At 69.2% G+C, this 18,963-nt stretch carries 18 protein-coding genes; 4 read left to right on the forward strand and 14 right to left on the reverse strand.

Features of this window, described 5'->3' with window-relative positions; genetic code table 11:
- Positions 1-100 precede the first annotated feature (100 nt).
- Complete coding sequence (locus tag M2165_RS15280) at positions 101-496, forward strand: response regulator transcription factor (RefSeq protein WP_280815455.1); 396 nt, start codon at positions 101-103, stop codon at positions 494-496.
- A gap of 28 nt (positions 497-524) precedes the next feature.
- On the opposite strand, the gene M2165_RS15285 is transcribed toward M2165_RS15280, so the two are convergent.
- The 10 genes from M2165_RS15285 to M2165_RS15330 form a co-directional block, all read right to left on the reverse strand.
- Positions 525-2,189, reverse strand: a complete 1,665-nt coding sequence (locus M2165_RS15285; RefSeq protein ID WP_280815456.1) for a Na/Pi cotransporter family protein — start codon at positions 2,187-2,189, stop codon at positions 525-527.
- A gap of 64 nt (positions 2,190-2,253) precedes the next feature.
- A complete protein-coding gene (locus tag M2165_RS15290; protein WP_280815457.1) occupies positions 2,254-3,123 on the reverse strand; it encodes a phosphodiesterase in 870 nt (289 codons plus the stop codon).
- The gene (locus tag M2165_RS15295) at positions 3,120-4,181 is read right to left on the reverse strand and encodes an ABC transporter ATP-binding protein (RefSeq protein WP_280815458.1); all 1,062 of its coding nucleotides are present in this window, start codon (positions 4,179-4,181) and stop codon (positions 3,120-3,122) included. The genes M2165_RS15290 and M2165_RS15295 overlap by 4 nt, the downstream gene beginning before the upstream one ends.
- Positions 4,171-4,971, reverse strand: a complete 801-nt coding sequence (locus M2165_RS15300) for an ABC transporter permease subunit (protein ID WP_280815459.1) — start codon at positions 4,969-4,971, stop codon at positions 4,171-4,173. The genes M2165_RS15295 and M2165_RS15300 overlap by 11 nt, the downstream gene beginning before the upstream one ends.
- 20 nt (positions 4,972-4,991) lie before the next feature.
- Positions 4,992-5,816: an ABC transporter permease subunit gene (locus tag M2165_RS15305; protein ID WP_280815460.1), complete on the reverse strand. Its 825-nt coding sequence runs from the start codon at positions 5,814-5,816 to the stop codon at positions 4,992-4,994.
- A gap of 8 nt (positions 5,817-5,824) precedes the next feature.
- Complete coding sequence (locus M2165_RS15310; protein ID WP_280815461.1) at positions 5,825-6,838, reverse strand: ABC transporter substrate-binding protein; 1,014 nt, start codon at positions 6,836-6,838, stop codon at positions 5,825-5,827.
- 44 nt (positions 6,839-6,882) lie between these two features.
- The gene (locus M2165_RS15315) at positions 6,883-7,878 is read right to left on the reverse strand and encodes a LacI family DNA-binding transcriptional regulator (protein WP_280815462.1); all 996 of its coding nucleotides are present in this window, start codon (positions 7,876-7,878) and stop codon (positions 6,883-6,885) included.
- Between the two features lie 101 nt (positions 7,879-7,979).
- Complete coding sequence (gene lspA / locus M2165_RS15320) at positions 7,980-8,492, reverse strand: signal peptidase II (RefSeq protein ID WP_280815463.1); 513 nt, start codon at positions 8,490-8,492, stop codon at positions 7,980-7,982.
- The gene (gene ileS / locus M2165_RS15325) at positions 8,492-11,344 is read right to left on the reverse strand and encodes an isoleucine--tRNA ligase (RefSeq protein WP_280815464.1); all 2,853 of its coding nucleotides are present in this window, start codon (positions 11,342-11,344) and stop codon (positions 8,492-8,494) included. The genes lspA and ileS overlap by 1 nt, the downstream gene beginning before the upstream one ends.
- 120 nt (positions 11,345-11,464) lie before the next feature.
- Complete coding sequence (locus M2165_RS15330; protein ID WP_280815465.1) at positions 11,465-12,502, reverse strand: bifunctional riboflavin kinase/FAD synthetase; 1,038 nt, start codon at positions 12,500-12,502, stop codon at positions 11,465-11,467.
- 166 nt (positions 12,503-12,668) lie between these two features.
- Here M2165_RS15330 and M2165_RS15335 point away from each other — a divergent pair, with 166 nt between their 5' ends.
- Complete coding sequence (locus M2165_RS15335) at positions 12,669-13,229, forward strand: HNH endonuclease (protein ID WP_280815466.1); 561 nt, start codon at positions 12,669-12,671, stop codon at positions 13,227-13,229.
- Here M2165_RS15335 and M2165_RS15340 read toward each other — a convergent pair whose 3' ends face one another.
- The 4 genes from M2165_RS15340 to M2165_RS15355 all read right to left on the reverse strand — a co-directional run bounded on the left by M2165_RS15340 (position 13,230) and on the right by M2165_RS15355 (position 17,868).
- Positions 13,230-14,027 carry an enoyl-CoA hydratase gene (locus tag M2165_RS15340; RefSeq protein ID WP_280815467.1) on the reverse strand — a complete coding sequence of 266 codons (798 nt, stop codon included), beginning with the start codon at positions 14,025-14,027 and terminating at the stop codon, positions 13,230-13,232.
- Between the two features lie 12 nt (positions 14,028-14,039).
- A complete protein-coding gene (locus M2165_RS15345) occupies positions 14,040-15,395 on the reverse strand; it encodes an alpha/beta fold hydrolase (RefSeq protein WP_280815468.1) in 1,356 nt (451 codons plus the stop codon).
- Between the two features lie 81 nt (positions 15,396-15,476).
- On the reverse strand, positions 15,477-16,592 hold the full coding sequence (locus tag M2165_RS15350) for an acyl-CoA dehydrogenase family protein (RefSeq protein ID WP_280815469.1): 1,116 nt from the start codon (positions 16,590-16,592) through the stop codon (positions 15,477-15,479).
- A gap of 94 nt (positions 16,593-16,686) precedes the next feature.
- Positions 16,687-17,868 carry an acyl-CoA dehydrogenase family protein gene (locus M2165_RS15355; RefSeq protein ID WP_280815470.1) on the reverse strand — a complete coding sequence of 394 codons (1,182 nt, stop codon included), beginning with the start codon at positions 17,866-17,868 and terminating at the stop codon, positions 16,687-16,689.
- A gap of 142 nt (positions 17,869-18,010) precedes the next feature.
- Between M2165_RS15355 and purN the strand changes: the two genes are divergently transcribed.
- Both purN and M2165_RS15365 read left to right on the forward strand, forming a co-directional pair.
- Positions 18,011-18,607, forward strand: coding sequence for a phosphoribosylglycinamide formyltransferase (gene purN, locus M2165_RS15360; protein ID WP_280815471.1), 597 nt, complete (start codon positions 18,011-18,013; stop codon positions 18,605-18,607).
- Between the two features lie 35 nt (positions 18,608-18,642).
- Positions 18,643-18,957, forward strand: coding sequence for an I78 family peptidase inhibitor (locus M2165_RS15365; RefSeq protein ID WP_280815472.1), 315 nt, complete (start codon positions 18,643-18,645; stop codon positions 18,955-18,957).
- Positions 18,958-18,963: the final 6 nt, after the last annotated feature.

The raw sequence follows: 18,963 nt of genomic DNA on the forward strand, positions 1-18,963 counted from the left end.
GCGCGCCGGGCGGCCGGACTTGTCCTACCCGGGGTGGGGTGTCATGCCTTCGTCTTCTGGCGCAAGCACTTTGTAGCCTGCCCGGAGCCAGGGAGCCGCCATGGACACCGTCAGAGCCTTCATCGTCGAGGACAACCCCATCATCCGCGAGAACCTCGTGGGCACGCTGCGCGAGGTGGCCCGCGTCGACCCCGTGGGCGAGGCCTCGACCCAGGGCGACGGCACGCGCTGGCTCACGCGCAATCCTTCGCAGTGGGACCTCGCCATCGTCGACCTGTTCCTCAAGGACGGCACCGGCTTCAGCGTGCTCGAGGCCTGCCGCAACCGCGAGCCGGCGCAGAAGATGGTGGTGCTCAGCAACCACCTGACGCCCGAGATGCGCCGCAAGTGCGCGCAGCTCGGCGCCGACGCGGCCTTCGACAAGGCGACCGAGATCGACGACCTGATCGATTTCTGCCTCGGGCGGCGCGAGGCGCTGTTCGCGCGCGCCCACTGAGTGCCGCGCCGAAGGCGCTTCGGCACGCCTACGATCCCTCGATCTTTCCGAGGCGCGATTCGCGCAGCCGGCTCGGCGCGAGCGCGCCGGCCGATTCGAGGATCGGGTAGGCGATCGAGCAGATGTGCGAGTTGATGCGCTTCAGGTCGCTGATCAGGTCGATGTGCAGCGAACTGGTCTCGATGCTCAGCGTGGTGCGGTCGGAGAGCCGGTCGAGGTGCGTGGAGGCATAGGCGCGTTCGAGGTCGCGGAAGCGGGCCTTCTCCTCGAGCAGCTTCTGCGCGTCGCGCACGTTGCCGTTGAGGAACACGCTCATGCTCAGCCGCAGGTTCGCGACCAGCCGGCCGTGCAGCTCGACGATCTCCGCCATGCCGGCCTCGGAGAAGTTGCGCTGCGGCTTGATCTTCTTGTCCTCGATGTCGATGATCACGCGCTCGATGATGTCGCCGATCTGCTCCATGTTGATCGTGAAGCTGATGATGTCGGTCCAGCGCCGGCTTTCCTCCTCGCCCAGCGCCTCGCGCGAGATCCGCGTCATGTAGTACTTGATGGCCGAGTAGAGCTCGTCCACCGTGTCGTCGAGCTGCCGCAGCTCCTGCGCGAGGCGCAGGTCGTTGTTGCGGATCACGTCGAGCGTGCCGATGAGCATGGTCTCCACCACGTCGGCCTGGTGCAGCGCCTCGCGCGCGGCATTCGAGATCGCGAGCGAGGGCGTCGGCAGGGCGGACGGGTCCAGGTGGTGCGGCCGCATCGACGCCGCCGGCTGCGTGGGCACCGGCAGCATCTTCGTGACCAGCTTCGCGACCCATTGCGTGAGGCCGATGAAGCCCACGCTGATGACCACGTTGAACGCCAGGTGGAACAGCACCACGCCGTGCGTGGCATTGGGTATCTGCGGCTGCACGTGGCGCAGCCAGAGGCCGATGAACGGCGCGACCACGGCAACGCCGAGCGCCTTGAAGACCAGGTTGCCCACCGTGACCTGCCGCACCGGCATGGCCGACTTGGCCGTGGTCAGCACGGCCAGCAGGCCGCTGCCCAGGTTGGCGCCGAGCACCAGCCCGAGCGCGACGTCGAGCGGCACCACGTTCGAGCTCGCCATGGCCGCCACCAGCAGCACCACCGCCAGGCTCGAATAGGCCACGATCGCGAGCGCCGCGCCGATGGTGATCTCGAGCAGCACGTCGCTGTTGAGCGAGGCCAGCAGCGCACGCACGGCCGGCGCCGAGAACAGCGGCTCGGTCGCCGCCACCACGAGCTGCAGCGCCAGCAGCATCAGCCCCAGGCCGATCAGCACCCGGCCCACCCGCCCCGCCGGGCTGGAGGCGCGCGAGATGAACAGCACCACGCCGACGAAGATGAACATCGGCGACAGCCAGGACAGGTCGGCCGAGAACAGCACCGAGATCAGCGCCGTGCCGATGTCGGCCCCGCGCATCACCGCGAGCGCCGCCGGCAGCGTGATCAGACCCTGCCCCACGAAGGAGGAGGTCATCAGCGAAGTGGCGGTGCTCGACTGCACCAGCGCCGTCACGCCGATGCCCGACAGCGCGGCCGTGAACCGGTTGCGCATGCTCTGGACCAGGATCTTGCGCAGGTTGGCGCCGAACACGCGCAGCACGCCCGTGCGCACGAGTTGCGTGCCCCACACCAGCAGTGCGACTGCGGCAAGCAGGTTCAGGAGATGCTTCATGGACCCGGTTTTCTATCCTTTTCGTTTTTGTTCGTTAACGACGCCATTGTCCACGCGGATGGCCTCAATCGATCAGCGCACCGTTGTCGTGGAAGGGATATGGGCCTTCGAAGCGGCCCGAGGCCGCCAGGTGGGTCACGAGCCGCCCGTCCTGCGCCGACCAGGCATGCACCCGGAAGCCGGGCGGCTCCAGGGTCCAGGCGGAGGCCGCATCGGGCGCCAGGTCGAGGCAGACCTGGTGCGCGGGCGCCGGGCCGGTCGAGGCGATGGTGCCGCCGAAGCGCACGTCGATCGCGCGGTGCAGGTGGCCGCAGATCACGCGCTCGACGTTCGGATGCCGCGCGACCAGCGCCTCCAGCGCCTGCGCGCCTTCCAGCAGGCCGATGTCGTCCATGTGGCCGATCAGCGTCCGGAACGGCGGATGGTGCATCGCGATCACCACCGGCTCGCCGCGGCAGGCGTCGAGCTGCGCCTCGAGCCAGCCCAGGCGCTCGGCGCAGAGCGCGCCGTGGCTCGCGCCGGGCACGCAGGTGTCGAGCGCGAGAAGGCGCAGCGCCCCCACGCGCACCGCGTACTGCACGAAGCCGGCCTTGCCCACGCCCTCGGCCATGTAGGCATGGGACGGGAAGCTGCGGCGCAGCTGGTCGCGGTCGTCGTGGTTGCCGGGCATCAGGTAGACCGGCATCGCGAGCGGCGCTAGCAGGCGCGCGAGGTGCTCGTACTCGGCCGCGCGGCCGAAGTCGCTCAGGTCGCCGGTGATGACGACCGCATCGGGCGGCTGCGGCAGCCGCAGCACCGACTGCACGGCGCGTTCGAGGTAGGGCGCCGTGTCGATGCGGCCGTAGGCGAGCCGGCCCGGCTCGCGGATGTGCAGGTCCGTGAGCTGGACCAGGAAGGTGGTGGGGCTGTCGTTGCCGGTCGTCGGGGTCGTCATGCGGTGGTTTCCTGAGATGCCATCAGGCGTTCGGGCGGGATGCGGAAGCCGACGCGGTCGCCCGGGCCGAAGGGCGCGTCGCGCCCCACGTCGGCGACCAGCAGCGGCTGGTCCGGTGTCTGGAGCTGCAGCTGCACGCGGTCGCCGAGGAAGGTGCGGCGTTCGACCGTGGCGCTGCCCCAGCCGGGCTGCGGCGCTCCCACCTCGATGTCTTCGGGTCGCACCAGCAGCATCGCATGGCCCGCGGCGCCGGGCGGGCAGGGCAGCGTGCATCCTCCGAGTCGGACAACGCCCTCAGCCACCGCGTCGGCGCCGCGCTCGAGCCGGTTGACCCGGCCCAGGAACTCGGCCACGAAGGGATGGGCCGGCGCGCGGTAGAGGTCCTCGCCGCGGCCGATCTGCACGATGCGGCCCGCGCTCATCACCGCGAGCCGGTCGGCGATCGCCATCGCCTCCTGCTGGTCGTGCGTGACGTGGATGGCCGTGATGTGCAGCCGCCGCAGCAGCTCGGCCAGCTCGTCGCGCAGCGACTCCTTGAGCTTGGCGTCGAGCGCGGCGAGCGGCTCGTCGAGCAGCAGCACGCGCGGGCGCACCGCCACCGCGCGCGCCAGCGCCACGCGCTGCCGCTGGCCGCCGGAGAGCTCGGCCGGGCGCTTGTTCTCCAGCCCGCCGAGCCGCGTCAGCTCGACCAGCTCGCCGACCGCGCGCTTCTCTTCGTCGGCCGGCACCCCGCGGATGCGCAGCCCATAGCCGATGTTGGCCGCGACCGTCATCTGCGGAAAGAGCGCATAGCTCTGGAACACCATGCCGACGCCGCGCTGCTCCACCGGCCGGTGCGTCACGTCCTGGTCGCCGAACACGATGCGGCTGCCCGCATCGGGCGATTCGAGGCCGGCGATCAGCCGCAGCAGCGTGGTCTTGCCGCAGCCCGAGGGGCCGAGCAGCGCCAGCACCTCACCGGCCTCCACGTGCAGGTCGGTGGGCAGCAGGCCGCGCGTGCCGTCCGCGTAGGTCTTCGCGCAGCGCGCGATGTCGACGGGGATGCGTTCAAGTTCCATGGCGCTTCTGGATGAGGTTGGCAAGGTATTGGAGGCCCCACAGCACCGGCAGGATGACGGCGAAGAAGACCAGCGTATAGGCCGATCCGATCTCGATGCGCATCGAGGCGTAGCTGTCGGCCAGGCCCACGGGCAGCGTGCGCGTGAGCGGCGTGTGCAGCATCCAGGTGAGGTTGAATTCGCCCACCGAGAGCGTGAACACCATCAGGCTGCCCGCCACGATGGCCGGGAACACGGCAGGCACCAGGATGCCCATGAAGCGCTGCCGGAAGCCCGCGCCCAGGGTGCGCGCGGCTTCCTCGAGCGCGAGCAGCTCGTGGCGCTGGAAGGCCGAGGCCACGGTGCGCACCATGAAGGGCAGGGTGAAGACGATGTGGCCCACGAGGATGAAGCCGAAGCTCTGGCGGAACGCCGTGAGCTGGCCGTAGGCGAGGATCAGCGCCAGCGCCGTGGCCAGCCCCGGCACCGCCACCGGCAGGGTCAGCAGCTCCTCGAACACGCGCGCCGCGCGCGAGCGGCTGCGCGCCAGCGCATAGGCGCAGGGCACGCCCAGCAGCACCGTGCCGGCCACGCAGGCCGCGGCCAGCGCGATCGACCAGCCGACGGTGCCGCCGTAGTTCTCCCACACCTCGCCGAGCCAGCGCAGCGTGAGGCCGCTCTTGAGCCCGGCGCTGTAGTTGTTGACGAGCCCCGCCATCACGGACAGCAGCATCGGCGCGATCATGAAGACGCTGGTGAGCACCGTGATCGCGAGCAGGAAAGGCGCCTTGGCCTGGGTGTTGTTTCGCATGGGCGTGGTCCTTTCCCGGTTCAGCGCGCGACGGGGTTCGCGCCGAAGCGTCGCGCGACGAACAGCACCAGCCAGGTCACGACACCGAGCGCGATCGAGAGCGATGCGGCGAGTGCGAAGTTGGCGTAGTTGGTGAACTCGTTGTAGATGGTGATCGGGATCACCTCGAACTTGCTCGCCAGCGTGAAGGCCGTGCCGAAGGCCCCCATCGAGGTCGCGAACAGGATCGCGCCGCAGGCCAGCGTGGTGGGCGCGAGCTCGGGCAGCCACACGTCGCGCGCCACGCGCAGGCGCGAGGCGCCGAGCGAGCGCGCCGCTTCCTCGAGCTGCAGGTTCATCGCCTCCGCGGCCGCCGCATAGGTGGCGATGGCGCGCGGCAGCGAGAAGTACAGGTAGGCCAGGAACAGCCCGGCGAGGCCGTAGGCGAAGGTGATGCGCTGGCCGAACAGGCTGTCGCCGAGGTCGGCCACCACGCCCTGCCGCCCGCCGAGCAGGATCACGAAGAAGCCGATGATCACGCCGGGGAACGAGAGCGGCAGCGTCAGCAGCGACAGCAGCATGCGCCGGCCCGCGAAGGCATGGCGCGCGAGGTAGATGCCCACGGCCGCGCCGATCACCAGCGTCGCGAGCGTCACCGCCACCGACAGCGCCACCGTGTTGAGCATGCTCTGCAGGTAGCGCGCATCGGTCAGCACCGCGAAGTAGGTGGCCAGGCCCTTGTCGGCCGGCAGCGCGAGCAGCCGCGCCACCGGCAGCAGCCAGAAGGCCGCGAAGAACGCCGCGGCCGGTGCCGCGCAGGCCAGCAGGCGCCAGCGCGGGTTCGAGGCGGAGGACGCGGAAGCCATGGCGCGGGTCAGCGCACTTCCTTCAGGTAGCGGTCGGAGAAAGCGCGCTGGGCTTCGGCCATGCGCGCGTAGTCGACGCTCTTGGCGCGCGCGTATTCGCTCGCGGGCAGGAACTGCGCCTCCACGTCCTTCGGCATCGCGCTGGCGCGCACCGGCCGCAGGTAGGCCTTGGCCCAGATCGCCTGGCCTTCGTCGGACAGCACGAAGTCGAGCACCTTCTTGCCCTCGGCCGCATGCGGCGCCTTGGCGACCAGGCTCATCACGTAGGGCACGGCCAGCGTGCCTTCGCTCGGAATCACGAAGGCGACGTTGGCCTTGTCCTTGTACTTGGCGCGGTAGGCATTGAAGTCGTAGTCCAGCAGGATCGCGATCTCGCCCGAGAGCACGCGCGCGTACGAGGTCTGCTTGGGCACGATCGGCTCGTTCTTCTGCAGCGCCTTGAAGTACTCGATGGCGGGGCCGAAGTTGTCGAGCGTGCCGCCGCGGGCCTCGTTGATGGCCACCGCGCCCACGTAGCCGACGAAGGCCGAGGCGGGATCGAGGTAGCCGATCAGGCCCTTGTACTCGGGCTTGAGCAGGTCGGCCCAGGACTTCGGCACGGGCTTGCCCTTGAGCGCGTCGACGTTGACCATGAAGCCGAGCGTGCCCGAGTGGATGGTGAACCAGTGGCCGGCCGGGTCCTTGAGGCCGTCGGGGATGTCCTTCCACGCGGCGGGTTTGTAGGGCTCGACCACGCCGTCCTTCTGCGCCTGCACCGCGAAGGTCACGCCGAGGTAGGTGACGTCGGCCACCGGGCTGGCCTTCTCGGCGACCAGCTGCGCGAGCGACTGGCCCGAGTTCTTGTTGTCGGCCGGCACGGTGACGCCGGTCCTGGCCTTGATGGCCTTGAGCTGGGTGCCCCAGTCGGCCCATTCGGTCGGGCAGTTGTAGCAGATGGCGGTCTGGGCCATCACGCTGCCGGCGGCGAGCGTGGCGGCGATCAGGCCCAGGCGGGCGATGCGGGAGAAGGGGAAGCGCGACATGCGAGAACTCCTTGGTTGGATGACAGCGGGAAGAAAGCGGGGGATCAGGCCGCGGCGGCGCAGGACTCGCCGTCTCGGAAGTGGTGGGGCAGCAGCAGGCTCGCGCCGGCATCGAGCACGGCGCCGCGCGCCATGGCCTGGACCAGCAGCTCGACGCTGTGGCGGCCGATGTCGCTGTTGGGCTGCGCGATCGTGCTCAGGGCGGGCGTGAGGTCTTCGCCGAGCGCGATGCCGTCGAAGCCGACCACGCTGAGGTCGCGCGGCACGTGCAGGCCGCCGAGGTGCGCGGCGCGGATGCTGCGGATGGCCAGCAGGTCGTTCGAGCAGACGAGCGCGGTGGGCCGGTCGTGCGCCTTCAGCACCTGCGCGAGTGCCTCGATCGCGCTTTCAACGAAGGGCACCTCGATCAGCGGCAGCGCCTTGAGCCCGGCATCGGCCATGCCGCGCCGGTAGCCGCGGTAGCGCTGCTGGGCGCGGTCGGAAGCGGCCAGCGTGCCGCTCACCATCGCGATGCGGCGATGGCCGAGCAGCATGAGCCGCGCCACCGCGTCGGCCACCGCGGCCTCGCCGTCGACGGTGACGCAGGGATGGTCGGCATGCCTGTTGTAGGCCAGCACATAGGGCGTGCCGGCATCGCGCAGCCGCGCGAGCGCGGCCGAGGTCGAGGGGTTCGAGACCACGAGGATCATCCCGTCGACGTTGCCGGCCTGCAGCAGCTGGACCGCGCGCTCCTCCTCGTCGAGCTGGTAGCCGGTGGTGACCGGGAGGATGGCGTAGCCGCCCGCCACGGCCGCACGCGCGATGCCCTGCAGGCATTCGGCGAAGGTCGGGTTCAGCAGCGTGGGCAGCACCACGCCGAGCGCGCGGCTGCGCTGGGTGCGCAGGGTGCGCGCGCTGGCGTTCGGCAGGTAGTCGAGCTCGCGCGCCACGCGCGTCACCAGCTCGCGCGTGGCGGGCGTGACCTTGTCCGGGAAGTTGAAGGCCCGCGACACGGTGGCCACGGATACCCCGGCTTTGGCTGCAACGGCTTGGATGCTCATCGTGCGTCGGTGCTATGTAATCGATTACATTTCACCGTCGCAGTATGACCCCCCTGTGACAGGCCGAGAAAGAGGGGAGAAACCCTCTGGGTGGAAAGGCGCTACCTGGTGCGCCGCACGCGCCGGATCTCGTCGAGGATCAGGCAGATGGCGCCGAGCGTGATCGCGCTGTCGGCCGCGTTGAAGGCCGGGAAGTACCAGTTGTTCCAGTGGAAGCTCAGGAAGTCGACCACGTAGCCGTGCATCATCCGGTCGATCACGTTGCCGATCGCACCGCCCAGGATGCAGGCCATGGCGAACGAGAACAGCTTCTGCCCCGCGTGCGACCTGAGCATCCACACGATGAACACCGCGGCGGCGAGTCCGATCGCCGTGAAGAACCAGCGCTGCCACCCCGAGTGGTCGGCCAGGAACGAGAACGCCGCGCCGGTGTTGTGGGCGCGGACCACGTTGAAGAAGCTCGTGACGTAGGTGGCGTCACCGAGCTTGTAGTAGCCGAGGATCAGCGTCTTGGTGAACTGGTCGATGATCAGGATGATCGCGGCCAGCGCGAGCCAGGGCCAGATGCTGGCGTTGCGCGAGCGCGATGCGGTCATGGTGCGTGCGGCCGCCATCAGGCAAGGCTCCGCGGCTCGCCGGCGCCGAACAGGTTGCTCGTGCAACGGCCGCAGATGGTCGGATGCGCCGGGTCGTGGCCGACGTCGTCACGGTAGTGCCAGCAGCGCTCGCATTTCTGCGCGGTGCTCGGGACCACCACCGTCGACAGCGCATCGCCCGCTGCGAGTTCGATCGCGGAGGTGATGAAGACGAACTTCAGGTCCTCGCCGAGCGAACCCAGGAGCGCGAAGTCGTCGGCCGGTGCGCTGAGTTTCAGGTTCGCCTGCAGCGACGAGCCCACCTTGCCCTCGGCACGCACCGCCTCGATGTCCTTGTTGACCCCGTCGCGGATCTCGCGGATGCGGGCCCACTTGGCGAGCAGCGCCTCGTCGGGCGCGTCGAAGCGGCTGTAGGTCTGCGCGAAGATCGATTCGCCCGGCTGGCCGGTGCCGACGAACTTCCACGCTTCCTCCGCCGTGAAGCTCAGGAACGGCGCCATCCAGCGCAGCATCGCCTGCGCGATGTGCCAGAGCGCGGTCTGGGCGCTGCGGCGCGCGCGCGAGCCCGGGGCCGTGGTGTAGAGGCGGTCCTTCAGGATGTCGAGGTAGAAGCCGCCCAGGTCTTCCGAGCAGTAGATCTGCAGCTTGGCCACCACCGGATGGAACTCGTACACCTTGTAGTGCGCGAGGATCTCGGCCTGGAACTGCGCCGCGCGCGCGAGCGCGTAGCGGTCGATCTCGAACAGCTCCGAAAGCGGCACCGCGTCCTTCGCGATGTCGAAGTCGCTGGTGTTCGCGAGCAGGAAGCGCAGCGTGTTGCGGATGCGGCGGTACGAGTCGACCACGCGCGCGAGGATCTTGTCGTCGCCCGCGATGTCGCCCGAGTAGTCGCTCGCGGCCACCCAGAGGCGGATGATCTCGGCGCCGAGCTTGCTCGAGATCTCCTGCGGGTCGATGCCGTTCTTGAGCGACTTGCTCATCTTGATGCCCTTGGCATCGACCGTGAAGCCGTGCGTCAGCAGGCCCTTGTACGGTGCGCGGTCTTCGAGCGCGCAGGCGAGCAGCAGCGACGAGTGGAACCAGCCGCGGTGCTGGTCGTGGCCCTCGAGGTAGAGGTCGGCCTCGGGGCCGGTCTCGTGGTGCACGCTGGGGTGCGTGCCGCGCAGCACGTGGTAGAAGGTCGAGCCCGAGTCGAACCACACCTCGAGGATGTCGGTGCTCTTGGTGTAGTGCGGCGCGTCCTCGGCGCCGAGGATCTCTTCGACCGTGACGCGGCTCCAGGCCTCGATGCCGCCCTGCTCGACGATGTCGGCGGCCTGGTCGAGGATCTCCATCGTGCGCGGATGCAGCTCGCCCGAGTCCTTGTGCAGGAAGAAGGGGATCGGCACGCCCCAGCTGCGCTGGCGCGAGATGCACCAGTCGGGCCGGTTGGCGATCATGTCGTGCAGGCGCGCCTTGCCGTTCTCGGGGTAGAAGCTGGTCTGCTCGATCGCTTCGAGTGCGGTCTGGCGCAGCGTCTTGGGCGCCTTGTCCTTGGTGAACACGCCCTCGCCCTCGTCCATGCGGATGAACCACTGGGCGGCCGCGCGGTAGATCACCGGCGTCTTGTGGCGCCAGCAGTGCGGATAGCTGTGGGTGATGGTCTCGGTGGTGAGCAGGCGGTTCGCATCGCGCAGCGCGGCGATGATGACCGGCACCGCCTTCCAGATGTTCTGCCCGCCGAAGAGCGGGAACTCGGGCGCATAGCTGCCGTTGCCCTGCACCGGGTTCAGGATGTCGTCGTAGCGGATGCCGTGGGCGATGCAGGAGTTGAAGTCCTCCAGGCCGTAGGCGGGCGAGGAATGCACCAGGCCCGTGCCGTCGGTGGCGGTGGCGTAGTCGGCCAGGTACACCGGCGCCACGCGGCGGTAGCCCGCGTCCACGTCGTAGAGCGGATGCTCGAATTCCAGCCCGCCGAGCTTCTCGCCCTTGACCGTGGCCAGCACCTTGCCGTCGAGCGCGTAGCGCGTCATGCACATCTCGACCAGCGAGTTGGCGAGGATCAGCAGGCCGCGCTCGGTGTCGACCAGCGAATACTCCAGCTCGGGGTTGAGGTTGATCGCCTGGTTGGCGGGGATGGTCCAGGCGGTGGTGGTCCAGATCACGGCGAAGACGTCGCCGAGCACGTCGGGCCGGCCGAAGGCGGCCAGCACCTTCTCGCGCTCGTGCGCCTTGAAGGCCACGTCGAGCGTCTGGCTCTTCTTGTCGGCGTACTCGATCTCGAACTCGGCCAGCGACGAGCCGCAGTCGAAGCACCAGTACACGGGCTTGAGGCCGCGGTAGACGAAGCCGCGCTCGATCACGCGCTTGAACGCGCGCAGCTCGCCGGCCTCGTTGGCGAAGTCCATGGTCTTGTAGGGATGGTCCCATTCGCCCAGCACGCCCAGGCGCTGGAAGTCGGCCATCTGCTGCGCGATCTGCTCGGTGGCGTAGGCGCGGCTCTTGGCCTGCATCTCGTCACGGCTCAGGTTGCGGCCGAACTGCTTCTCGATGGCGTTCTCGATCGGCAGGCCGTGGCAGTCCCAGCCCGGCACGTAGAGCGCGTCGTAGCCTTCGAGCTGGCGCGCCTTGGTGATCATGTCCTTGAGGATCTTGTTCACCGCGTGACCCATGTGGATCTGGCCGTTGGCGTAGGGCGGGCCGTCGTGCAGGATGAACTTGGGCGCGCCGTGGCGGGCGTCGCGCAGGCGGTGGTAGCGGCCCTCGTCGTTCCATTCCTTGACCCAGCCCGGCTCGCGCTTGGGCAGGTCGCCGCGCATCGGGAAGGGGGTGTCGGGCAGGTTGAGGGTGGCGCGGTAGTCGGTGGGGGAGGGGGCGGCAGCGTCAGACATGTTGGGGTGCGAAACAGGGGGCTTCGACAGGCTCAGCCCGAACTGCACGAAGCGGTCGGTGCGGAAGAAAAGCCGTTCGCCCTGAGCTTGTCCAAGGGCGGCAGCACGGTGCGTGCAGGGCTAAATTCGATCGCGCGTGGTCTGGCGATGGGTTTCGGCGTGGGTCGATGCGAAGAATGCGCGTGCGTCGCGCCCATCCTTCGCGATGCCCGCAGTCAGGGCCTCGAGGCTGGTGTAGCGCAATTCGTCGTGCAGTTTGTGCAGCAGTTCCACGCGGACGATTTTACCGTAGGCCCCTTCGGCGCCCAGATGGGAGGGCCACTCGAGGCAGTGCGTCTCGAGCAGCACCCGGCCCCCGTTGACGTCGTTGGCGTCGAGCGAGGGGCGCACGCCGAGGTTGGCCACGCCCGGCAGCGGCCGGTCCGCGAGGCCGTGCACCAGCACCGCGAAGATGCCGCTGGCGGCCGGCTTCCAGTGCTTGAAGCGCATGTTGAGGGTGCGGAAGCCGTCGTCCTTGCCCGGCGCCGAGGCGCCGAGCGCGCGGCCGAGCTTGCGGCCGTGCACCACGTGGCCCGAGATCGCGTAGGGGCGCCCAAGCAGCGTGTGGGCGTCGGCCATGCGGCCTTCGGCCAGCGCCTCGCGCACGGCGGAGCTGGAAACGCGCAGTCCGTGCACTTCGTAGCTGTTCATGCGCGCCACGTCGAAGCCGTGCGCGTCGCCGGCGGCATCGAGCATCGCGTAGTCGCCCGCGCGCTTGGCGCCGAAGCGGAAGTCGTCGCCCACGAGCACGTAGCGCGCGCCCAGGCCGTCGATCAGCACGTTCTGGATGAAGGCCTCGGGCGCCTGCGAGGCCAGCCGCTGGTCGAAAGGCAGCACGATGGTCTGCGAAACGCCGCAGGCCGCGAGTTCGCTGAGCTTGTCGCGCAGGGTGCCGATGCGGGCCGGGGCCAGTTCGGGTTTTTTGGTGAGCGCGGCGAAATAGTCGCGCGGATGCGGCTCGAAGGTCAGGACGCAGCTCGGCAGGCCGCGCTGGCGCGCCTCGGTCTGCAGGAGCGCGAGCATGGCCTGGTGGCCACGGTGCACGCCGTCGAAATTGCCGATGGTGAGGGCGCAGGCCGGAGCCACGCCCGGGTGCCGGAAGCCGCGGAAAACCTGCATCGTCGATTATCTTTTTGATAGCGCCTTTTGCCCGTCGAATGGGCGGATCAGGCCGTTTTGTCACAAAGCCGGTATATTGTGACTCAGTGCGTTGGCTGCGGTGGTCGCCGATGCGCTCCGTGTCCCTGGTCTTTCCGTGTTTCTTCCCTTTCAGAGGAGGCGTGTGGTGAAGGTCTTGAAGCTGTCGGCCCAAGGGCTGCCCCAGTCATGGATATCGCTCGAGCAGGCGGTCATCCACTATGCGGCGGACGAAGTCCGCTGGGAGGTGGGCGCGCAGGTCGCTGTGTTCCGTGGCGGGCACAACGCCATCACGGGCGAACAGTCGCAGATCGCGATCAACAGCATCATCGGCACCAAGGGCGTGCCGCGCATCAACCCCTTCCACCAGCGCCCGGGCCTCACCAACAGCAAGCTGTTCGCGCGCGACCGCAACATCTGCGCCTATTGCGGCGGCCATTTCCACGAGGACGAGCTCACCCGCGAGCACATCATCCCGTTCGCCCAGCGCGGGCTCGACAACTGGATGAACGTGGTCACGGCCTGCAAGCCCTGCAACCATCGCAAGAGCAGCCGCACGCCCGAGCAGGCGAACATGCCGCTGCTCTACGCGCCCTACGTGCCCAGCCTGTGGGAAGACTTCATCCTGCGCAATCGCCGCATCCTCGCGGACCAGATGGAGTTCCTGATGGCGCACCTGCCGCAGAGTTCGCGACTGCACGACGGCTGATCAGCGCTTCCAGTCGGGCGGGCGCTTCTCGATGAAGGCCTGAACGCCTTCGAGCGCGCTCTCGTCCATCATGTTGCAGGCCATGGTCCGGCTGGCGTCGGCCAGCGCGGCTTCGATGCCGGTCTCGAGCTGCCGGTAGAAGAGCGCCTTGCCGAGCGCCAGCGCCTGGCGCGGCTTGGCGACGATGCTGGCCACCAGCGCCTCGACGGCGGCGTCGAGCGCCTCGGGCGCCGCCACGCGGTTGATCAGCCCCTTCTCGCGCGCTTCGTCGGCGCCGATGAATTCGCCGGTCACGAGCATCTCGAAGGCTTGCTTGCGGCCGAGGTTGCGCGACAGCGTGACGCTGGGCGTGGCGCAGAACAGCCCGACGTTGACGCCGCTGACGGCGAAGCGGGCGTCGCTCGAAGCCACGGCAAGATCGCACACCGCCACCAGCTGGCAGCCCGCCGCGGTCGCGATGCCGTGCACCCGCGCGACCACCGGCACCGGCAGGCGCTGCAGCGACAGCATCATGGCGCCGCAGCGCTCGAAGAGCCGCTGGTAGTACCCGAGCGAGGGCTCGGCGCGCATTTCCTTCAGGTCGTGGCCGGCGCAGAAGGCCTTGCCGGCACCGGCGATGACCACCGCGCGCACGGTGTCGTCGGCCGCGATGGCGCCGATGGCCTGCTCGAGCGCGCCGAGCATGCCTTCGGACAGCGCGTTGAACGAGGCCGGGCGGTTCAGCGTGAGCGTGACCACGCCGCGCGCGTCGCGCGAGTGCAGAACCCAGGGCGGCGCAGCAGCGGTGTCGTCGGTCATGCGAAAGCCTCCTCAGTAGGTCAGTTCGAGCACCGTCACATGCTCCTGCGCGGCGGGCCATGTCAGGCCGGTGATGCGTTCGCCGTTGAACTCGCCGGTCACCGCGCGCTGGGGCTCGGCGGCGGGCAGCCGCAGCCGGGAGCTCGACACGCCCGAACCCCGCGGCGGAACGCCGGCCGGCGGACTCTGGCCGTCGAAGCGCATGGTGTCGCGCTGCGCGTCGAAGTACCCGCGCGGCCGCGTGAAGACCACCACCGCCTTGGCGCTGGCGTCGGCCGGCGTGAGGCGCTCGGGGCGCAGGTTCACGATGGCGCTGCTGCGCGGGAACGGGCTGCGGTAGATGTGGGTGGTGCCGTAGCCGGCCGCGCTGAGCACGAACTCGTAGGCCGTGTCGCCGCGCGCCGCGAACGGGCCCCAGCGGCCGTCGGCGCCGATGTTCTTGCCATGCACGGCTTCGCCGCGCCGCGCCCCGGTCGCGGGATCGACGGCGTAGACCGTCACCTTGCCGCCGTTCAGCGCGAGGTTCTCCGCGCCGATCGCGCGGCCGTCGAGCACGACCTGGGCCTCGGGGGCGATGGCCGTGCTGCGCGGCGCCGCGCCGGTCAGGAACTGCCAGGTGGCCGCGAACGCAGCGGGCGAGAACGAGGTCTCGCGGTGGTCGACACCCGGCAGCACGAGGTTGGTCGCGCCCTTGAGCGCCGGTCCGTCGTAGCCGATGTTCGTCGGCTGGCCCGGCGAGCCGATCCAGAGGCCGTCGGGCTGGGCGTACTTGTCGTTGTTGTCGGAACGCAGCGTGAGCCACTTCACGCCCGGCGTCACCTCTTCGCCGTTCGGTCCCTTGGGCGCATTGAGCTGCTGCATGAAGCCGGAAAGGCCCGAGAACTCGTTGTTCTCGCGCAGGCCCTTGACGGCCCAGATGCCGTGCGCCGGATTGCCGCCGAGCACCACATGGCTGACCACCGCCGCGCCGCCGCCGTTCTGCACGTAGTTGCGGATGGTGTTGCCGCCGCGCGAGTTGCCGATCAGCACCACCTTGTCGGCGCCCGTGGCCTTCAGCACCCGCTCGACCTGGGCCTTGAGGAAGACGGCCGAGTCGGTGGTCGAACTGCGGCCCGGCTGCGCGACCGCATCGTCGTCGCGCGCGAGCGGGTACGGCTGGTCGAGCGCGAACAGCCGCTCGCGCGGCCAGCCGTTCGATTCGAAGCGCCAGATCGTCGTCTGCCACAGCGCGGCCGAGTCGCCGTTGCCATGCATGAAGACGATCGGCGGGCGTTCGGCGAAGGAGGGCGATGGCGAAGTGGCGCAGGCGGTCAGCATGGCGGTGGCAGCGAGCCCGGTGGCAAGAAGAAGGGAGCGGCGGGTGTGCATGTGTCTTTCCTGGCGAAGTGCAAGTCAAAACGCCCGCCGGCACGAGGCGGGCGGGCGTTGGATGCTATGGGAAAAGCACCGTCAGGCAAACACGCCGGCGGTGTCCTGCATGCGCGCGGAGACCTCGCCCAGGTGGTGCAGGGTGTCGCCGAAGGTCATTTCCAGCTGCGTGAGCTTGCGGAAGTAGTGGCTGCCGATGTATTCGTCGGTGACGCCGATGCCGCCGTGCAGCTGCACCGAGTTGGCGCCGACGAAGCGCATCGACACGCCGAGCTGGTACTTGGCGCGCGCCATGGCCTGGCGGCGTTCGTCGGCCGGCGCGTCGAGCTTGAGCGTGGCGTAGTAGCTCATCGAGCGCGCGAGCTCGAGCTGCATCTTCATGTCGGCGACGCGGTGGCGCAGCGCCTGGAAGCTGGCGATCGCGACGCCGAACTGCTTGCGCTGGTTCATGTAGTCGACCGTGAGCGCCACCGTCTTGTCCATCACGCCGACGGCTTCGGCGCAGGTGGCCGCAATGCCGACGTCGACCGCGTATTCGAGCGCGGCCAGCCCGTCGGCGGTGATCAGCGCGGCATCGGCCTTGTCGAACACCACCTCGGCGGCGCGGCTGCCGTCCTGCGTGCCGTAGCCGCGCGCCTCGACGCCGCTCGCACTGCGCTCGACCAGGAACAGGGCGATCCGACCGTCGGCCTGTGCGGGCACGATGTAGGCGTCGGCTTCGTCGCCGACCGGCACCACGCTCTTGGCGCCGGTCAGCGACCAGCCGCTGCCGCTCTTCACGGCCTTCGCCTCGCAGACGTCGAGCCGCCAGCGCGCCTTGCGCTCCTGGTGGGCGAGCACCACGATGGCCTGGCCGCCGGCGATGCGGGGCAGCCAGTTGTCCTTGAGCTCCTCGCCGGCGTGGGCGCCGAGCACCGCACCCGCGATCAGCGTCTGCGCGAAAGGCTCGAGCACGATGCCCCGGCCCAGTTCCTCCATCACCACCATGCCGGCCACGGGGCCCATGCCGAGGCCGCCTTCGTCCTCGGGGATGTAGAGGCCGCCGAGGCCCAGCTCGGCCAGTTCGTCCCAGGCCTCGCGCGAGAAGCCGCCCTTGGCCTCGATGCCGCGGCGGCGCTCGAAGTCGTAGCCCTTGTCGACCCACTTGCGGACGGCGTCGCGCAGCTGTTCCTGGTCGTCGGAAAAATCAAAATCCATTTTGAATCCTTGCGTTAGCCTTGCTGGAGCCCCCTCTTGGAGGGGGCTTGGGGGAGCCAAACATTCAGCGCGCAGCGCAGTCCGTTCTAGGGCTTCAGCCGAGAACGGTCTGCGCGACGATGTTGCGTTGAACTTCGTTCGAGCCGCCGTAGATCGTGGTCTTGCGCATGTTGAAGAAGGTCGATGCGAGCGGCGCGAGGGCGGGGTTGCCGCCGGGGAAGTCGCCCTGCCAGCCGGCCGCCATCGCTTCGCGGATCAGCGGCAGCGAATAGGCGCCGCCCGCGAGCATCATGAGTTCGCTGTAGCGCTGCTGGATCTCGCTGCCGCGGATCTTGAGCAGGCCCGCGACGTCGAGCGAGTTCTTGCCCGAGGTGGCGGCCGAGAGCACGCGCAGCACCATCATCTCGAGCGCGACGACGTCGACCTCGAGCTTGGCGATCTCGTCGCGGAAGCGCATGTCGTCGTAGACGCCCTCGCTCTTGGCGATGCGCTTCAGGCGCTCGAGCTCGCGCTTGGCGCGGTTCACGTCGGCGATGTTGGTGCGCTCGTGCGAGAGCAGGTGCTTGGCGTAGGTCCAGCCCTTGTTCTCCTCGCCGATCAGGTTCTCGGCCGGCACCTCGACGTTATCGAAGAACACCTCGTTGACCTCGTGGCTGCCGTCGAGCAGCTTGATCGGCCGCACCGTCACGCCGGGCGACTTCATGTCGAGCAGCAGGAAGCTGATGCCGGTCTGCGGCTTGCCCTCGTTGCTGGTGCGCACGAGGTTGAACATCCAGTCGCCGTACTGGCCGAGCGTGGTCCAGGTCTTCTGGCCGTTGACGATGTACTTGTCGCCCTTGCGCTCGGCCTTCGTCTTGACCGACGCGAGGTCGGAGCCCGAACCGGGTTCGCTGTAGCCCTGGCTCCACCAGACTTCGCCGCTCGCGATGCCGGGCAGGAAGCGCTTCTGCTGCTCGGCGTTGCCGAAGGCCATGATGACGGGCGCCACCATCACCGGGCCGAAGGGCACGATGCGCGGCGCGCCGGCCAGCGCAGTCTCTTCCTCGAACAGGTGGCGCTGGATGGCGGTCCAGCCCGGCCCGCCGAATTCCTTGGGCCAGCCGTAGCCGAGCCAGCCCTTCTTGCCGAGGATCTTGGCCCAGCCCTGCAGGTCTTCGCGCGTCAGTTCGAGCGCGTTGTGCACCTTGTGCGAAATCTCCTTGGGAAGGTTGTCCTTGACCCATGCGCGAATCTCTTCGCGGAACTTCTGTTCCTCGGGCGTGAAGCTCAAATCCATGCGTGCCTCGCTGTGTTGAACGGTGCGCCGCCATCGCGGCGATGGCGGCATGTCTCCGGAACCCGGAGTTTTAGCACGGTCGTGCTGTGAACTGGTGTCCGCGCGGCGACAAGGGGCAGAGCACAGATAATCCCGCCCTCCCATGAAGAACATCGTGATCCTGATCTCCGGCGGCGGCTCCAACATGGCGGCCATCGTGCGCGCCGCGGAGCGCGACCGCTGGGCCGAGCGCTTCGGTGCGCGCGTGGCGGCGGTCGTCAGCAACAAGGCCGAGGCGGGCGGGCTGGCGCTCGCGAAAGCGCGCGGCATCGCCACGGCCGTGGTGCCGCACCAGGCGTTCCCGAGCCGCGAAGCCTTCGACGCGGCGCTCGCCACGGAGATCGATGCGCACGCACCGGCGCTGGTGGTGCTCGCGGGCTTCATGCGCATCCTGACGCCGGGCTTCGTCGACCGCTACGCGGGCCGGCTGGTCAACATCCATCCCTCGCTGCTGCCGGCGTTTCCGGGGCTCCACACGCACCAGCGTGCGATCGATGCGGGCTGCAAGGTGGCCGGCGTCACGGTGCACCAGGTGACGAGCGAACTCGACCACGGTCCGATCCTGGCGCAGTCGGTGGTGCCGGTGCTGCCGGGCGACACCGCCGCCGCGCTCGCGGAGCGCGTGCTCGCCCAGGAGCACCAGTTGTATCCACGCGCCATCGCCGGCTGGCTCGCCGATACATTGGGTCACAGTCGTTAAATTTGTTTATATTCGCGGGTTTTCGGGAGCCCCAGTTGAAAACCCAATCGCTACTGCTCGCCGCCTCCGGCGTCATCCTGCTGTCGGCCTGCGCCGCCCCGGCGCCTGCGCCGGCCCCCGCACCCGCTGCGCCGCCCGAGCCGGTGTTCCAGTGCAACGCCGACGGCGCCCGCTTCGCGGTGGGGCAGCAACTGTCGCCGCAGCTCGAAGCCGCAGCCCGCGTCCGCGCCGGCGCCGGCACGGTGCGCGCGCTGAAGCCGGGCGAGGCAGTGACGATGGAACTCAACGGCGGCCGCCTCAACCTCGACGTGGATGCGCGCGGCCGGGTGACGGACGTCCGCTGCGGCTGAGGCGCC

The organism is Variovorax sp. TBS-050B (assembly GCF_029893635.1).
Classification (GTDB): domain Bacteria; phylum Pseudomonadota; class Gammaproteobacteria; order Burkholderiales; family Burkholderiaceae_C; genus Variovorax.

Coding starts and splice junctions, on each gene's coding strand:
- M2165_RS15280 (WP_280815455.1), top strand. CDS start 101: ATGGACACCGTCAGAGCCTTCATCGTCGAGGACAACCCCATCATCCGC.
- M2165_RS15285 (WP_280815456.1), bottom strand. CDS start 2,189: ATGAAGCATCTCCTGAACCTGCTTGCCGCAGTCGCACTGCTGGTGTGG.
- M2165_RS15290 (WP_280815457.1), bottom strand. CDS start 3,123: ATGACGACCCCGACGACCGGCAACGACAGCCCCACCACCTTCCTGGTC.
- M2165_RS15295 (WP_280815458.1), bottom strand. CDS start 4,181: ATGGAACTTGAACGCATCCCCGTCGACATCGCGCGCTGCGCGAAGACC.
- M2165_RS15300 (WP_280815459.1), bottom strand. CDS start 4,971: ATGCGAAACAACACCCAGGCCAAGGCGCCTTTCCTGCTCGCGATCACG.
- M2165_RS15305 (WP_280815460.1), bottom strand. CDS start 5,816: ATGGCTTCCGCGTCCTCCGCCTCGAACCCGCGCTGGCGCCTGCTGGCC.
- M2165_RS15310 (WP_280815461.1), bottom strand. CDS start 6,838: ATGTCGCGCTTCCCCTTCTCCCGCATCGCCCGCCTGGGCCTGATCGCC.
- M2165_RS15315 (WP_280815462.1), bottom strand. CDS start 7,878: ATGAGCATCCAAGCCGTTGCAGCCAAAGCCGGGGTATCCGTGGCCACC.
- lspA (WP_280815463.1), bottom strand. CDS start 8,492: ATGGCGGCCGCACGCACCATGACCGCATCGCGCTCGCGCAACGCCAGC.
- ileS (WP_280815464.1), bottom strand. CDS start 11,344: ATGTCTGACGCTGCCGCCCCCTCCCCCACCGACTACCGCGCCACCCTC.
- M2165_RS15330 (WP_280815465.1), bottom strand. CDS start 12,502: ATGCAGGTTTTCCGCGGCTTCCGGCACCCGGGCGTGGCTCCGGCCTGC.
- M2165_RS15340 (WP_280815467.1), bottom strand. CDS start 14,027: ATGACCGACGACACCGCTGCTGCGCCGCCCTGGGTTCTGCACTCGCGC.
- M2165_RS15345 (WP_280815468.1), bottom strand. CDS start 15,395: ATGCACACCCGCCGCTCCCTTCTTCTTGCCACCGGGCTCGCTGCCACC.
- M2165_RS15350 (WP_280815469.1), bottom strand. CDS start 16,592: ATGGATTTTGATTTTTCCGACGACCAGGAACAGCTGCGCGACGCCGTC.
- M2165_RS15355 (WP_280815470.1), bottom strand. CDS start 17,868: ATGGATTTGAGCTTCACGCCCGAGGAACAGAAGTTCCGCGAAGAGATT.
- purN (WP_280815471.1), top strand. CDS start 18,011: ATGAAGAACATCGTGATCCTGATCTCCGGCGGCGGCTCCAACATGGCG.